Consider the following 15822-nt stretch of genomic DNA (forward strand, 5'->3'; position numbering starts at 1 on the left):
GTGTCTGGACAATATATGTGTATGACGTTGTCCTATTTGAATATGACACCTTTTTTGTTTTGAGAGTATGTTTAGCCATAAAAAAACCTTTCTCCTCATTTATATGCAGAGGAAAAAGGTTCATTCTTGTTTATGACGTCTTTTTTTCTAAAAAGTCAGGCTCACCTTTTTTGTTGATGGTATATGGGACAGAAAACGCGGGTACAAACGGGGTTTCCTGCCAATAGACATCTTGAATGTTTTCACCTGGTTTGAGCTTTTGTTTCGTATTCTTCAAAATATGAGCAAAATCACTGCGGTAGTCCACATAGATTTCGCCATTTGATGAAATCAGTAACGGGAGGGAATTCCCCGTCACCGGACTCATGACCGTAGGCGGCGATTTTAAGCCTAGCTTTTTTTCATTTAACGTATATAAATTGCTTGATACTACTTTGCCGTATGGCGGATATGTATGTTCATCTTGATATATTTTGATTCTAAGCCGTAATTCACTGATGGTTTGCGTCATTTTGACATCAAGCAGTTTCACCGTTGGTTTTTTTTCGACGTCTGTGAGGACATACATATATTCGCCCCCGCCTTCAAAAGATGTAGACGGTACATCGTGTAAATATCTTGGTGACAAGCGCTTAAAGTCGATGACGTACTTCTGATAAACCGGCGTGTCTGCTTCTTTCGTTTCAATCGGCAAAAGGCCATTAGTTGCTTTTTGAAATTCCTCAATCGCTGTCTGAACGCTTTGCAGCTGTTCTTCATATGGCACATGGTTTTCAGTTTTGCGATTTTCTGGATACAGACATCCTGTTAGTAAAATAAGTGCTAACAACGTGACACTGACTTTTGCTTTGATCATCACATTCTTCCTTTTTCTTTATTCATTGACCGGCCCGCTAAATACAACTAAAAACACAATGATACCTGATATAAGCATCAAGCTGTATGCAACGGTCGAGGCTGTTATTTTAAGAAACCGGCTTTTCAGCTTAAATCGACTGAAATAAATGGTTACTACGGCTAAAAACATGAGCCCCATGGAACCAAGCGCAAACCACATCTTGATTAAAGCAAAACTCATCGTGCCTGTCCCCCTTCAAAACGAACAAATTGTAAGCGTTTATATTTCATTCTAAACCAAAAATAAGGTAAATATCAATCATTTTTCCAATCATTCAGAAAAAAGCGCATAAAAAAACTGAAGCAAAGAGGGGGACTCTGCTTCAGTCATTAAATCGACTATTTTTCCTCATTCTGTAGAGGCAAAGCTCTATTCAAACTTCATTGCTATGTTATGCAAGTCTTCCCCTTCTTGCATCCTCTACATGCCTAAGTTCAGTCTTCCATTTATTTTGTTTGGTTTTCAAACATGTTCACAAGGTCTTCCATTTCATGTGTTTTCACACGTGCCATCAATGATTCTACAGCATCGTCGACCTTTTTCCCTTCAAATAAGACGTGGTAAAGCGCCTCTGTAATCGGCATGCTGACCTTGTATTCTTTGGAGAGCTGATAAGCGCCTTTTGTTGTACGGACGCCTTCAACAACCATCCCCATTTTTTCAAGCACTTCTTCAAGCTTATACCCTTTACCAAGCAGATTTCCGCAGCGCCAGTTACGCGAATGAACACTTGTACATGTCACGATCAAATCTCCCACGCCTGTTAATCCGGCAAATGTCAGAGGATTTCCTCCCATTTTCGTACCAAGACGTGCGATTTCAGCGAGTCCTCTAGTGATGAGCGCCGCTTTCGCATTGTCACCATATCCAAGTCCGTCTGTGATCCCTGCCGCAAGAGCAATGATATTTTTCAGTGCTCCGCCAATTTCTACACCAATCACATCAGGGTTTGTGTATACTCTAAAGTTGTTGTTCATGAACAAATCTTGAACAAATTGAGCCGCTTCAATATTTTCTGATGAGACAGTGACAGTTGTCGGATGACGCAAGCCTACTTCTTCGGCATGGCTCGGCCCTGATAAGACAACAACAGCTTCTCTTTTCTCAGCAGGTACTTCTTGTTCAATCATTTGAGAAATTCTAAGAAGTGTATCTGGTTCAATCCCTTTACTTACATGGACAAACGGCACTTTCGATGTGATCAGCTCATTTGCCTGCTTTAATACTTCGCGAATGGCCTTTGTTGGCACAGCGACAATAATAGCGTCTGTCCCCTCTAACGCCTGCTTCATATCTGTCGTCGCCTGAATAGACGCTGGCAGTTCGACATTAGGCAAGTAATCATGATTTTCATGTTTCTCATTGATTTGATCAATAAGCTCTTGTCTATGTCCCCACATGTGTACATCATGATGATTATCAGCTAATACAAGCGCAAGAGCTGTTCCCCAGCTGCCTGCTCCAAGTACTGAAATTTTCTTCATCCTGCTCACCCTTTTTATTTTCTCGCTCTCGCAAATATTTTAATCGGTGTTCCTTCAAAACCAAATGCATCTCGAATGCGGTTTTCTAGGAAACGTTCATAAGAAAAGTGCATAAGCTCTGGATCATTTACAAACACCACAAAGGACGGAGGCTTAATAGCCACCTGTGTCGCATAGTAAATTTTCAGACGCTGTCCATTATGAGTCGGTGTTGGATTCATTGCCACTGCATCCATGATGATATCGTTCAAAATATTCGTTTGAACGCGCATCGCATGATTTTCACTAGCTGTAATAATGGATGGCATTAACGTATGAATTCTCTTTTTCGTAAGAGCAGACATAAACAAGACAGGTGCATAATCCAGAAATTGAAAATGCTCGCGAATGTTTTGCTCAAATTCCTTCATTGTACGCTCATCTTTTTCAACAGCGTCCCATTTGTTCACAACGATCACAACAGCTTTACCAGCTTCGTGTGCATAGCCTGCAATACGTTTATCCTGCTCAATAATGCCTTCTTCACCGTCTAGAACAACAGCGACAACATCAGAACGATCAATGGCTTTTAATGCACGAAGCACACTGTATTTCTCTGTTGTTTCATATACTTTTCCTTTTTTCCTCATACCTGCTGTATCGACAATGACAAAGTCACGCTGATTGTACGTAAACATCGTATCCACAGCATCTCTTGTCGTACCAGCGATGTTGCTCACAATGACCCGGTCTTCTCCAAGCATTGCATTCACTAAAGAAGATTTCCCTACATTCGGACGGCCGATTAAGCAGAACTGAACAACTTCTTCCGCATACTGTGTATCCGGTAAGTTTTTGAAGTGTTCTGCGACAGCATCAAGCAGATCACCTAGACCTAATCCGTGCGTTCCAGAAATCGGATACGGTTCGCCAAATCCTAGTGCATAAAAGTCATACACGTCACTTCTCATTTCAGGGTTGTCCAGTTTATTGACAGCAAGTACAACTGGCTTTTTCGTGCGATATAAAATTTTTGCGACTTCTTCATCCGCAGATGTGACACCATCTCGTCCATTCACCATGAAGATAATGACATCCGCTTCATCCATTGCGATTTCTGCCTGATGGCGAATTTGAGCTAAAAATGGCTCATCTCCAATATCAATTCCACCAGTATCTATTAAGTTAAAGTCATAATTTAACCATTCAGCAGAGCTATAGATTCGATCTCTTGTTACACCAGGTGTGTCTTCTACAATCGATATTCTTTCGCCTGCGATTCGATTAAAAATTGTAGATTTTCCAACGTTGGGCCTTCCAACAATGGCTACGACAGGTTTACCCATAGTACCCTTCCTTTCAATCCAGCCGCGATTCAATATGTTCATCATCATGTTTCAACCGGGATTTAAAATTTTCATTCAGTTTTATGAAATAAACCCTTCAAACATGAAGGGTTCAACTTATATATTATATCAATTTTTAATCAGACCACAATGAATAACTTAAAAATGTTTGACAATCAAGTAAAGATCTTCTCCAATTCCGTGTGCAATTCCATCTAAAATGGCCTCTAAATTCATGGCGTACATGTCGAGTTCTTCTTTATTTTCACAGAAAAAAACGGCTGTTCCGCCCATGACCCGCTCTTTATTTGTTGTAGCCACAGCGAGTATAAATTGTTCAATGGTGTTCGCCATGCCCTATTACCTCACTTTCTTTTTTATGAACTCTGTCGGCATTCTGATGGCATTTTCTAAAATAGGTACTTCTTCCAATACACGGACAGCCAAATCTTCACGATACCATTGCGGTAAAATGAACACGCCAAGTGTGCCGTTATTTAGATCACGTTTTGCGAGCGGACAGAGCGATGGTTCACCAGAGTCGCGATACACCCCAAGTACGTTGGATAAATCAAATAAAATGGCTTGCCGCTGCCCAAGATTGGCAATCGTTGTGGCTGAGTTGAAATTTTTCGGCGTCAAAATAAAGCCCATCCCATGCTCTAAAATGAGCTTTTGCTTTTCGGGCAGTCCGATATTCATGATGTAAATATCATTCACATAAAGCCCTGCCCCATCAAAGCGAAGCTCTCCTTTTTGTATATTGACAATATCCTTTAATTGGCTGCCAGACATTAATAGCTTTGCCAAGAAAAAACAAAGAATACCGACCACTGTACCAATAACGAGCGAGAAGAAAATACAGGCTGTGGTAGTAATCAGTGCCGTGAGAATCGCAATATAATTCCGGCTTTCAAAGGCAATGGCTATGCCTTCTATATATGTACTGCCTCTTGAGACTAGCTCATATGAATCCATTTGAGTTAACGTATTTCTTTCCATATTGCGGACATCTCGGAATTGCGTGGCCGCCAGCGTGAGAAAGGTAATCGCCGTAAATTCCTCCTGAATGAGTGCAGGCATAATGATCGCACCAAGTCCTGAAGCGATAAAACCAAGCGCAATATGAATCACTTGTCCATGAATATACGTGGGGTATTGCCGGTAATCTGTTCTTAGCATATAAAGTCTGGCCGCCATCCCAAAGATGACACCAATAATCACAGGAAACGTATAATCCGTCATGTTGATTTTGCAGCCCCTTTTACTGGTTTTCTCGATGAACGGGCGTTCAAGAGCTTTTCAAGCTGATCGACACCTAATAGGAAGATGGACCCTTGAACAACAAGGGACAGAAAAGAGAGATCTCCTATGACAATCGATGATGTCAGGCGGTGAATCGTCAGCGCATAAAGGGCTTCGCCAAGACATACAGACATCATCCATAGGGTGACTCGTTCTGTGAAATGATGTCCATATGTCAAAGACATCAAGATCAGCAAGGCAAATACGACCCAATCCACTTTTATTAGCGTGAACCAAACCGGGTCATATAATGCAAAAATCATAAAAAAGGCATATGCGCTCACCATAGAGCCTAATTGCATGATTCTCATCATTTGATGGCCAGACCGGAATATAACGAAACCTGCACATGCATATAAAAAGGTCATCAAGTACCCCGCATTGAGGCTCATATCAAACATGGATACCATGAAATGACTACATATAATATGGACGAGGACACAAACGCCTAGCATACTGCGCCATGAGCTTTTTTCCATAATAAATGTCACCATAATCCAAACGAACCATATGGACCAATAATAGTACAAAGCCTCCAACGTCTCATCACCTCAATTACATTATGGGAAAATCCCCAATTTTTAAACGTAAGGGATCGCTTTGGACATTGTATGAAATAAACAAGAGGTGACACTCTAATAATTGAGGAGGGATGCATGATGGGAAAAGATAGACAGGAAAAACGCTTAAAGGCATCAAAAAGAGTGGAATCTGACCGTGATCAATCCATTCATCATAAAGGGGCAACAGCATTAGAAGGTCCAGATAGCGCACGAAGAAGAAATCAATAAAAAAAGGCATGTGATGACCACATGCCTTAGATGTTTAGGGGCTAAACTTGATTTTAGTCCTTTTTCTTCTTTGATCTTAGACTATAGTACGTTGTGTCGATGCCTCTTTCTTTGAGCCAATGACTTGTTTCCCCGGAAATGACAACCTGGGTTTGTCTCAGTTCTTCAATGGTCTTCACGCCAAGCACTGTCATCATCATCTTCACATCTTCTTGAAGATCTATGATATCAGCGATGAGGCCGCTCTCCCCTCCGCCAGTCAGTGATTTTAAGAAAAAGCCAGCTAGACCAGCAGCGGATGCGCCAAGAGCAATTGATTTTGTTACATCAAGGGCGTCTTGTATACCTCCGGAGGCTAAAACCGTTTGATCTGGAAAACTTGTATGTACTTCAGCAAGACTCGCTGCTGTTGGAATCCCCCACTGGTCAAAATAATGAAGCGCTTTTTGGCGGCGAAGATTTTCGATCTTTGAAAAGTTCGTACCACCAAATCCTCCTACATCAACGGCCGCAACTCCAGCATGAAATAACTTTTTTGCCGTTTCCTTGCTCATGCCAAATCCGACTTCTTTTACGACAACAGGCACACCAACTGATTCAGCGATGGCTGCGATGCGCTTAAGCGCCCCCCTGAAATCACGGTCTCCTTCAGGCATGACGATCTCTTGGATCACATTTAAATGAATCTGGAGCATATTGGCCTCCAGCATCTCGACTGCTTCCTTCGCTTGCTTAATCGTTGCTTCACTGCCTAAGTTCGCAAACACAATTCCATCCGGATTGACTTTTCGAACAACTTCATACGTACGTCTTTCTTCTTTATCTTTCAGTGCAGCCATTTGTGATCCTACTGCCACCGGAATATTCGTTTCCTTCGCTGCGATCGATAAAGAGCGGTTGATCTCATAGGTCGACTTTCCGCCCCCGCCAGTCATTGCATTGATAAAAATTGGCGAACCGAAAGTCAGTCCGCCAATTGTCGTATGTGTATCAATTTGTGATGTCGCAAGATCTGGTAGACCGACGTGAACGAAGGAAACATCTTTTAAACCTGTTGCTGCATGCTGTCCAGTGGACAAGGCATGTTCAATATGCTGCTTCTTTCTTTCTGCTCTCGTCAATTTTGATCACCAAATTATTTTAATTTATTAAGCTTATCGCCGATCAGGTCACCAAGCTGGAATCCGCTTGTGTTTTCTTCTTTCGCCTGATATTGACGATAATTCTCTTCGATTTGTTTTTCAGGATTTTCTTCTAAATCACGGATGCTTAACGAAATGCGCTCTTCATCTTCATTCACATCAAGCACTTTCACTTTCACAGTCTGCCCTTCTTCAAGGACTTCTTGCGGTGTACCGATATGTTTATGAGAGATTTGGGAAATATGCACAAGTCCTTCGACGCCTGGCAGAATTTCAACAAATGCACCAAAGCTCACAAGACGTTGAACAGTTCCTTCAAGCACATCACCTTGTTTTACCTTTTCGCCAATCTGGCTCCAAGGTCCTGGTAATGTTTCTTTAATAGATAGTGAGATACGTTCGTTATCACGATCAACAGCAAGTACTTTGACCTGGACTTCCTGGCCTTCTTCCACTACGTCAGATGGCTTTTCAACATGCGCATGGGATAGTTGAGAAATGTGAACCAATCCATCAATGCCGCCAATGTCTACAAATGCACCAAAATCAGTAAGGCGCTGCACTTTACCATCAATCACACTGCCTACTTCAAGCTTTTGCAGGAAGTCTTGCTTTTTGTCTAATTGCTCTTGCTCCACTACTGCACGGTGCGAGAGAATCACACGATTTTTTTCGCGGTCAAGTTCGACCACGACAAGTGAGAGTGTTTTACCTTTGTAGTCTGAGAAGTCCTCTACATAGTGCGCTTCTACAAGAGATGCAGGAATAAATCCACGCACACCAATATCTACGACAAGACCACCTTTTACAACGTCTTTTACTTCAGCTTCAAATACTTCTTTTGTCTCAAACTTTTTCTCTAGGTCTTCCCAAGCGCGGTCTGCATCAACAGCACGTTTCGATAAAATCAAAGCATCGTCTTCGACTTTTGTTACTTTAAGCTCTAACTCGTCGCCATCTTTCACGACATCTGATGCTTTTTCAACGTGAAGACTTGATAATTCACTGATTGGGATGATCCCAGGCTGTTTCACATTGACGATATCTACATTGACATGCTTGTCCTCAACTTTAGAAACAATCCCTTTCACTACATCTCCAACCTCTGGTACCTGAACATCGATTTGATTCATTTCCTCTGTCATTTCGATAACCTCCTTGGTCCAAACCTACACAGCTTAGTTAAAACGACTGGGCGAATATGTGTCTTAAGCATGATGATTACCAGCCGAATATGTATTAAAGAAACATTCAAATCAACATAATTGCTTGAATGATCAATAAAAATAGTATTAGTATAAACTTCTAATAAAAGACCTTGTTTGTCAAGAGATAAACCTCTAACTTATTAAAGTTTTCTAAAATTTCTTACTGTTTCTCCACGCGGTCTGCTGCATCTAAAATTTTACCTGCTACCTCTTGAATGGAAAGAGAAGTTGTGTCAATTTCAATGGCGTCATCCGCTTTCTTAAGTGGCGAAACTTCGCGCTCAGAATCAAGTTTGTCACGTCTTGCAATCTCTTCGATCAGCTGATCGTAATTGACATCGTAGCCTTTTTTCTGATTCTCTTCAAAACGGCGTTTTGCTCTTTCTTCTACTGATGCAAGCAAGAAAATTTTCACTTCGGCATCTGGAAGAACGTGCGTACCTATGTCTCTTCCGTCCATAACGACACCGCCTTTTTGACCAAGCTCTTGCTGCCTGCGGACCATTTCTTCCCGAACAGCTCTGTGCTTTGCGACAACCGATACTTGGTTGCTCACGCGGTCTGTGCGAATATCCTCTGTGACATCGGTATTGTCTAGATGAACTTTTTGACCCTCGTCCGTTGAGACCAGATCAATCACAGTTTTTTTTAGTAATGCATCAAGTGCTGTTTCGTCCTCAAGGTCTACACCATGATTAAGTGCCGCAAGTGTAATCGCGCGGTACATGGCACCTGTATCGATATAAATATATGATTTTTTTGCTGCGACAATTTTTGCCACAGTGCTTTTTCCTGCAGCAGCAGGACCGTCAATTGCGATAGATAATTTCTTTTTCATAATACCTCTCCTTGATTGAATCTCCCTTATGAATTGTAACACGATCACCGCTCAAACGGGGGAATTTTCTATCAATCCTTCTGCTTAAACGTTTCGATCCAATCTTCAATGCTCATGTTATTTACACCCTCGTATTGCACGACTTTTGACAAAAAGAGTTCTCCTTTTGTCAAATGAAGTGTGATCTGAACGGCTAATAATAAGACAAGCTGAATGAGCACCGCTTTCAATAACCATCTTTCCATTGTCTTCATACAAAAAGCCTCCACGCTAGATTCTTTCACCTCTAGTATGGAAGCTTTTAACATCCTTTATTCTTATGCTTTTTTTACCCGTGTTAAAAGCTGCTGCTGGAAGCAGTACTTCATAATGTGCTGCTGGTGGTCATTTGTAATCTCAGAAAACTCCATGATCGCTCTTGTTTTGCCAGTCTGCTCATCTTGATATACTCGATTCATCTCTGCAACCGCTTTAATTTTCACAGGCTCTTTCAGCGGAAGTTCAAACTCTGTGACCACTTCTCCGTATTCTTTCAATGAGACACCTTCAGGAACAGCAATAGCTAAGCCGCCAGCACTCATATTGACAATAAACGTGTCAAAGGCTTCTTCATCCGTTGGCGTGATCGTCGCTTTGACCATTGTATCGACTCTCAGGTATTCTCTGCGCTGAAGCCGAATCATTTCTTCTTTTGGCGGAATGGAAATGACAATCATCGGAATATCTTCTTTCCTCTTTCCGATGACTTCGCTTGTACATTTGTATGGAATTTGATTTTCATCGAAAAAGAAAACGGTGATTTCTGTTTGCTGGTTTAAATAGATCGTGCGGCCCGTTTCTTTATCAGCTGGATAATTAATGCAAATATCATCGTTATTATTTTCCAAAACTTTCGATTTTGCAGTTTTCACTTCTTTGTTCTCATTGACGTATTCAATTGTGATTGCATCCCCTATTTGTAACATTCCTCATCACTCTTTTCATCTGTGAAATCATATCCTCTCCTATATTAAACCATGTATAAAACAAAAGGAAAAGGCTTAGTCGCCTTTTCCTCGCTTCCTTTTCTATAGGTCTTTATATATAGGTTCTGCGTTTTTTAGTTTATCTACTCGTTCTTCTTTTCCAGTATCCGCATTAATGAACATTCGGTACGTATCATTCTTAATAGTTCCGAGGAACTCATAGCACAAAACTTCCTCTGACATATCATTTTGAACAATCGCTACATGAGAATCTTCGATTTTTACATGCTGATTCAATGTTTTCTTCGCTTCTTTTTGTGAGATTTTAGGTGCTTTTATGTCTCTTGTTTTATGATTCGTTAAATAGTCTTTCGCTGAAAATCCAACCACCTCACCATCATCTAATGCGACCTTCATGCGTATACTATCTGGATAAAGCAGTACATTTTTTTGAAGAGGTACATAGGTAAATACACCGATATTATCAAATTGCGCGCTTTCATCTAAATGGAACGACTCTGCATCAAATCCTTGCTTCTTTAAGAAGCTGAGTGCTTTTTCTGATGCATCATTTAAACTGATTTTCTGTTTTTTTACGTCTCGATTTTGAAGAAGGTAGACTGGGTGCCCTCCTTTTTCAGTCAAGTCTAAATAGAAATTCGCTTTACTATCAGGATCTGACATCGATAAGCTGTACACATCTCGATTGGTTTTGCTTCCGCTTTTTCTGACCTTAAAATGTTGATTATGATCAGGTGCGAATTGCTGGGCAATGCGTATCGCTTCTTTCTTTGAGATCTTTTTCCCTTTTAAATGATTGTAACCACGTGTTTCTGATTCTGTCGACACATTTGTCGGACCGAGATTGACATCCGCAAATGCATCTGCATTTCTCTCGACTGTTTTCAACCCGTCAATGATGGTGTTATCATTCTTTCGGTCGCCATCAGCAAGCGCCATTTCAACATCCATCCATTTTAAATTTTTATTGAGGACAAGGTGCTGTACTTGTCTCAGTTCGTTTTGGATATCAGCCGCTTGATGATATAAAGACGTAATGGTTTTATGCGTATTTTTGTTTAATGGTTCATCTGATAAGGATTTGACTGATGATTTGTAGCTAAAGTCTCCGACATTCGCCAAAAATTCTTCCGTTTTGTTAAAAGGCATTAATGTGAGTGGAAGCTGACTCACATTGTTATGTGCTTCTGATGACATTCTCCATACATCTGCAAGTGCTGGTGAAATCGACGTTTGGCTGTTCATCGCAAGCGTTGCCCCAAGTTTGTCGTGCAGCTGATCCACTTGGTACGTTAAATCGTGAAAAGCCCTTTGATAGTTGTTCTCTGCGTGCAGCAGCACTGCGTCTTTTTCTTGATGCTCTTTATAGCCCCAATAACCTGTTGAGATGACAGCAATTCCTAAAATGGCAATCAATATTCCTCTGATCATTTATTTACACCTCTTTTTATTCGCAGAAAATATGTTTCCCGATTCGTTTAATTTGTGGTCTTCCCCAAATCCATGGACTTGTTGCTGTATCAGGATTAAAGTAATAGACGGCGCTCTCAGATGGGTCCCAGCCGTTAATGGCATCAAACACAGCCTTTTTAGCAGTGTCATTTGGCGACATATAAAATTGACCATCCGCCACAGCTGTAAATGCAAGCGGTTCAAAAATAACACCTGCGATCGTATTTGGAAAAGTCGGGTTGTTCAATCGATTTAAGATAACGGCAGCGATCGCCACCTGACCTTCATACGGCTCGCCTCTTGCTTCGCTATAAACAGCTTGTGATAAGAGCTGAATATCATTACTAGAAAAACCACCTGGCATGTTGGCTGCCGTTTGTTTCGGTGTTTGGTTTGCTTGCTGATTGCCTGACTGATTCCCAGTCTTTCCAGATGTCCCGCTTCCTCCGCTTTGACTTTTTTGATTCTCTTTTGCCCCTTGAGCTGTCTTTTTTTGTGAGCTTCTTTTCGCAGAAGCTTTTGTTTGCTGATCAAGAGGTTTCCCGCCATAATGGGTAAACTCATTCCCCTTTTGCAGCTGCTGCTGAACAAAGTCTTTATAGTATTTTGTCTTTTGAACTAATAGGCTTTTTGTTTGTTTACCTACAAGTCCATCGACCTTCTTTACACCATATTGGCTTTGAAAGTTGCGAACGGCCCAGTACGTCCCCCAGCCATATACACCATCAATTTTGCCATTGTAAAAGCCATTATATTGGAGCCGTGCTTGCAGCTCGACTACATCTTCTCCTGTTGCACCTCGCTGGATGACTTGACTGGTGAAGGCTTCACTTTTTTCAGCTGACATCAGTGAAGTTGCGAGTAGAACAATTGAGAAGATAAGGACGATTTGTTTCATGAAACGAGCTTTGTCCATATTTGATCCTCCTGTACTTTTGATGTTTGAATATATATTTCTTCCGATCCCTATTTTTATACATTCATCACAGGAGTGAATTGGATGAAAAGACAAAAAAAACGCCCTATCAACTGATAGGACGTTTTCCACATTAAATTTGCACCATTTTCACTGAACGGGCCTTTTTTGCTTTCCGCAGGCCAAACCACCATAAAAAAATCATGAATGGCAGCATAATATATCCCCAATTTCTCATGCCAAGAAGAATAAAATCATATAAGCCGTGAAAAAGTACTGGGAGCGTTAAAGATAGGATCAACCATTTCACTTGCTCTTTTTTTGCAGAGAAACGGGCTTTCCCGATATAAAACCCCATCACAACACCGAATAAAGCGTGACTTGAGACGGGTAATAAAGCACGGGTGAACGCATATTCAACCCCATGCCCGACCAAGTAAAGAATATTTTCTAATGTTGCAAAACCAAGTGAGACACTTGTTCCATACACAATCCCATCATAGTGTTCGTCAAACTGGGCATGCGCATAGACGCTGACCATTAAAATAAACCATTTTAATGACTCCTCTAAAAAGCCCGACGTCACAAATGAAATCAAGATAGGGTTCGTTGCGATATTTTCCTCTTGAAGGACATATTGAATAAACATGGTTGGAAACACAAGTATGACACCTAGCATAAAAGATCTGATGACCATGTGAACCGGCTCATTGTCGTACTGATCTTTCAAATAAAAATAACTTAAAAGTGCGATGCCGGGAGCTAAACCTGCTGAGATGATTGCGATCATAACCAGACCTCTTTCCCTACATTATCCTTCATTATCGTACCATGATTTACCCTTTTTTTATATGACTCGAGCCCATTTTTATGAAAATATTCTTCTATATAATCCCATTTTATATCAAAAAGAACCGAATCCCTTGTAAGGATCCAGTTCTTTTTTTATCCGTTCATTCTTTTGTTGATTTCTTCTGCAATAAGCCCCCCATGAAACCTTCCATTTTCAATGAAAATTTCATTGGCATTATTTCCAGCTGCAATGACTCCTGCAATGAAAATACCTTCTACGTTTGTCTCCATCGTCTGTTCATCAAATGCTGGACGGCCTGATTCTTGATCAATTGTCACACCCATTTTTTCTAAGAAAGAATGATCTGGATGATAGCCTGTCATGGCAAAAACATAATCACTTTTCACTCGCTCCGTTTGATCTTGCTGGTTTGTAAAAATCACCTCTTCTTCTGTGATTTCCTTCACCTGCGCTCCAAACTCCATTCGGATGGTTCCATTCCGCACAAGCGCTTCAAACTCTGGTAAAATCCAAGGTTTGATGCTAGACGAATATTCAGTTCCTCGATACAGCACAGTGACTCTGCTTCCGCATTTCACAAGTTCTAGCGCTGCATCGACACTTGAGTTTTTCCCGCCGATCACCGTCACATCTTTATCAAAGTAAGGGTGTCCTTCTTTAAAATAATGATACACATGAGGAAGGTCTTCTCCTTTGACGTTCATATAGTTTGGATGATCATAGTAACCAGTAGCAATCACGACATAATCACATGAATAGTCGTCTTTTGATGTGCTCACGGTAAAACAGCCATCTTTTTTCGTCACAGCGGTTACTTTTTCAAAGGCATGCACACGCAGGCTTTTTCGTCTGACTACTTCTCGGTAATAAGAAAGCGCCTGGATACGAACGGGCTTCCGATTTTCAGTAATAAAAGCGACATCACCAATCTCAAGCTTTTCACTTGTACTGAAAAAGGTTTGATGTGTTGGGTAATGATAAATACTGTTAACGACATTCCCCTTTTCAATGACAAGTGCATCAATTCCGATTTGCTTGAACGCGATGGCAGCTGATAGCCCGCAAGGGCCGCCTCCTATTATGATCGCTTTTTCTTGTTTCATTTGTTCCACTCCTGTCGTTTCAATACAATAACAACTGCTAGCTGTTTGATGATTTGTTCCATTCCATAAAAAAATCTCCTATTTAAGGATAGGAGATTTTAAGGCGCGATGCAAATAAGCCGCTTAAATCCAGCCTCTGAATCGAGAAGCTTCAGCCATTTTACGTACGCCGACCATATATGCAGCAAGACGCATATCGATGCGGCGGTTTTGCGCCATTTCATAAATATTATTAAATGATTTCACCATCATATCTTCTAAACGAGTTTCGACTTCCTCTTCAGTCCAGTAGAACCCTTGGTTATTCTGCACCCATTCAAAGTAAGAAACCGTTACACCACCCGCACTCGCAAGTACGTCTGGGACAAGCAGTACTCCACGATCTGAAAGAATTTTTGTTCCTTCAAGTGTCGTTGGACCATTTGCTGCTTCTACGACAATTTTGGCTTTAATGTTTGCCGCGTTATCTTCAGTGATTTGGTTCTCAATGGCTGCAGGTACTAAGATATCACAATCAAGCTCAAGCAGCTCTTGGTTTGTAATGGTATCGTTAAATAATTTAGTCACGGTTCCAAAGCTGTCACGCCGGTCTAGCAAGTAGTCAATATCAAGACCATCTTCATCGTATAATCCGCCATAAGCATCTGAAATCCCTACGATTTTTGCTCCGGCATCATACATGAATTTAGCCAAGTAGCTTCCTGCATTTCCGAATCCCTGTACGACAACACGAGCCCCGTTGATGTCAATTCCTTTTTTCTTCGCCGCTTCTTTGATGCAGATCGTCACACCTTTTGCTGTTGCAGTATCACGTCCGTGTGACCCTCCAAGAACAATTGGTTTTCCTGTAATAAATCCTGGCGAGTTAAATTCATCAATTCTAGAATATTCGTCCATCATCCATGCCATAATTTGAGAGTTTGTAAACACATCTGGTGCTGGTACATCTTTTGTTGGACCAACGATTTGACTGATTGCGCGAACATAGCCGCGGCTTAGCTTTTCAAGCTCTCTAAATGACATTTCTCTTGGATCACAGATAATACCGCCTTTTCCTCCGCCATAAGGAAGATCCACAATACCACATTTTAAACTCATCCAAATTGAAAGCGCTTTTACTTCTTTTTCAGTAACGTTTGGGTGGAAACGAATGCCGCCTTTTGTCGGTCCGACAGCATCATTGTGCTGTGCGCGGTAACCAGTGAAAATTTTCACTGATCCATCATCCATCCGTACTGGAATTTTGACCGTTAATAGACGAATTGGCTCCTTCAGCAATTCATACACTTCTTGCGGATACCCTAATTTGTCTAGCGCTTTATGTATGACGGTTTGAGTTGACTTTAAAACATCTAGCTTATCTTCTGCGTTATGAGCGGCGTTTTGATCGGCTGCCATTAAAATAAACCCCCTAGAAATCTTTCATGATCTACTGCTCCCTTTCAAGCAATAGTATACACCTTCGTACTGGTAAAGCAAAGGTAAAAAACGTTTTTTATCAAAATAAAATATCAGTGTTTATAAATATAAAAAAGGATATAAAAAATACTGTTGTTTCAT

General features: G+C 41.0%; 18 protein-coding genes. 1 reads left to right on the plus strand and 17 read right to left on the minus strand.

Going from position 1 to position 15822, the window contains the following annotated elements; all coding sequences use genetic code 11:
- Nucleotides 1-130 precede the first annotated feature (130 nt).
- The 7 genes from C6Y01_RS05950 to C6Y01_RS05980 all read right to left on the minus strand — a co-directional run bounded on the left by C6Y01_RS05950 (nt 131) and on the right by C6Y01_RS05980 (nt 5551).
- A complete protein-coding gene (locus C6Y01_RS05950) occupies nt 131-856 on the minus strand; it encodes a hypothetical protein (RefSeq protein WP_106037944.1) in 726 nt (241 codons plus the stop codon).
- Between the two features lie 18 nt (nt 857-874).
- Nucleotides 875-1078: a DUF2768 domain-containing protein gene (locus tag C6Y01_RS05955; RefSeq protein ID WP_034318888.1), complete on the minus strand. Its 204-nt coding sequence runs from the start codon at nt 1076-1078 to the stop codon at nt 875-877.
- Between the two features lie 266 nt (nt 1079-1344).
- Nucleotides 1345-2382 (minus strand): NAD(P)H-dependent glycerol-3-phosphate dehydrogenase, encoded by a 1038-nt coding sequence (locus tag C6Y01_RS05960; protein WP_034661081.1) that lies wholly within the window; start codon nt 2380-2382, stop codon nt 1345-1347.
- A gap of 14 nt (nt 2383-2396) precedes the next feature.
- Nucleotides 2397-3707: a ribosome biogenesis GTPase Der gene (der, locus tag C6Y01_RS05965; protein WP_034661082.1), complete on the minus strand. Its 1311-nt coding sequence runs from the start codon at nt 3705-3707 to the stop codon at nt 2397-2399.
- Nucleotides 3708-3866: 159 nt separating this feature from the next.
- Nucleotides 3867-4061: a capping complex subunit for YIEGIA gene (locus C6Y01_RS05970; protein ID WP_003215794.1), complete on the minus strand. Its 195-nt coding sequence runs from the start codon at nt 4059-4061 to the stop codon at nt 3867-3869.
- A 6-nt stretch (nt 4062-4067) separates the two neighbouring features.
- A complete protein-coding gene (locus C6Y01_RS05975) occupies nt 4068-4952 on the minus strand; it encodes a YIEGIA family protein (RefSeq protein ID WP_034661083.1) in 885 nt (294 codons plus the stop codon).
- A complete protein-coding gene (locus C6Y01_RS05980) occupies nt 4949-5551 on the minus strand; it encodes a YphA family membrane protein (protein ID WP_223249886.1) in 603 nt (200 codons plus the stop codon). Before C6Y01_RS05980 ends, C6Y01_RS05975 begins: the two co-directional genes overlap by 4 nt.
- A 120-nt stretch (nt 5552-5671) precedes the next feature.
- On the opposite strand from C6Y01_RS05980, the gene C6Y01_RS05985 reads away from it, so the two are divergent.
- Nucleotides 5672-5803 (plus strand): YpzI family protein, encoded by a 132-nt coding sequence (locus tag C6Y01_RS05985; protein WP_066030721.1) that lies wholly within the window; start codon nt 5672-5674, stop codon nt 5801-5803.
- Nucleotides 5804-5856: 53 nt separating this feature from the next.
- Here the strand turns inward: C6Y01_RS05985 and fni are convergent, their stop codons facing one another.
- The 10 genes from fni to C6Y01_RS06035 all read right to left on the minus strand — a co-directional run bounded on the left by fni (nt 5857) and on the right by C6Y01_RS06035 (nt 15660).
- A complete protein-coding gene (gene fni / locus C6Y01_RS05990; RefSeq protein ID WP_034661086.1) occupies nt 5857-6924 on the minus strand; it encodes a type 2 isopentenyl-diphosphate Delta-isomerase in 1068 nt (355 codons plus the stop codon).
- A 14-nt stretch (nt 6925-6938) separates the two neighbouring features.
- Nucleotides 6939-8090, minus strand: a complete 1152-nt coding sequence (gene rpsA / locus C6Y01_RS05995) for a 30S ribosomal protein S1 (protein WP_034661087.1) — start codon at nt 8088-8090, stop codon at nt 6939-6941.
- Between the two features lie 223 nt (nt 8091-8313).
- Nucleotides 8314-8991, minus strand: a complete 678-nt coding sequence (gene cmk / locus C6Y01_RS06000) for a (d)CMP kinase (RefSeq protein ID WP_034661088.1) — start codon at nt 8989-8991, stop codon at nt 8314-8316.
- Nucleotides 8992-9062: 71 nt separating this feature from the next.
- The gene (locus C6Y01_RS06005) at nt 9063-9245 is read right to left on the minus strand and encodes a YpfB family protein (RefSeq protein WP_034661090.1); all 183 of its coding nucleotides are present in this window, start codon (nt 9243-9245) and stop codon (nt 9063-9065) included.
- A gap of 63 nt (nt 9246-9308) precedes the next feature.
- Nucleotides 9309-9956, minus strand: a complete 648-nt coding sequence (locus tag C6Y01_RS06010; protein ID WP_034661091.1) for a flagellar brake protein — start codon at nt 9954-9956, stop codon at nt 9309-9311.
- A gap of 102 nt (nt 9957-10058) precedes the next feature.
- Nucleotides 10059-11408 carry a germination protein YpeB gene (gene ypeB / locus C6Y01_RS06015; RefSeq protein WP_034661094.1) on the minus strand — a complete coding sequence of 450 codons (1350 nt, stop codon included), beginning with the start codon at nt 11406-11408 and terminating at the stop codon, nt 10059-10061.
- 16 nt (nt 11409-11424) lie between these two features.
- Nucleotides 11425-12345 (minus strand): spore cortex-lytic enzyme, encoded by a 921-nt coding sequence (gene sleB / locus C6Y01_RS06020; protein ID WP_034661097.1) that lies wholly within the window; start codon nt 12343-12345, stop codon nt 11425-11427.
- A 133-nt stretch (nt 12346-12478) separates the two neighbouring features.
- On the minus strand, nt 12479-13135 hold the full coding sequence (gene prsW / locus C6Y01_RS06025) for a glutamic-type intramembrane protease PrsW (RefSeq protein WP_034661098.1): 657 nt from the start codon (nt 13133-13135) through the stop codon (nt 12479-12481).
- Between the two features lie 155 nt (nt 13136-13290).
- Nucleotides 13291-14262 carry a YpdA family putative bacillithiol disulfide reductase gene (locus C6Y01_RS06030; protein ID WP_034661101.1) on the minus strand — a complete coding sequence of 324 codons (972 nt, stop codon included), beginning with the start codon at nt 14260-14262 and terminating at the stop codon, nt 13291-13293.
- Between the two features lie 123 nt (nt 14263-14385).
- A complete protein-coding gene (locus C6Y01_RS06035) occupies nt 14386-15660 on the minus strand; it encodes a Glu/Leu/Phe/Val family dehydrogenase (RefSeq protein ID WP_007500982.1) in 1275 nt (424 codons plus the stop codon).
- Between the last annotated feature and the right edge of the window lie 162 nt (nt 15661-15822).

This window comes from Bacillus sp. NMCC46, assembly GCF_002998465.1.
Taxonomy (GTDB): Bacteria; Bacillota; Bacilli; order Bacillales; family Bacillaceae; genus Bacillus.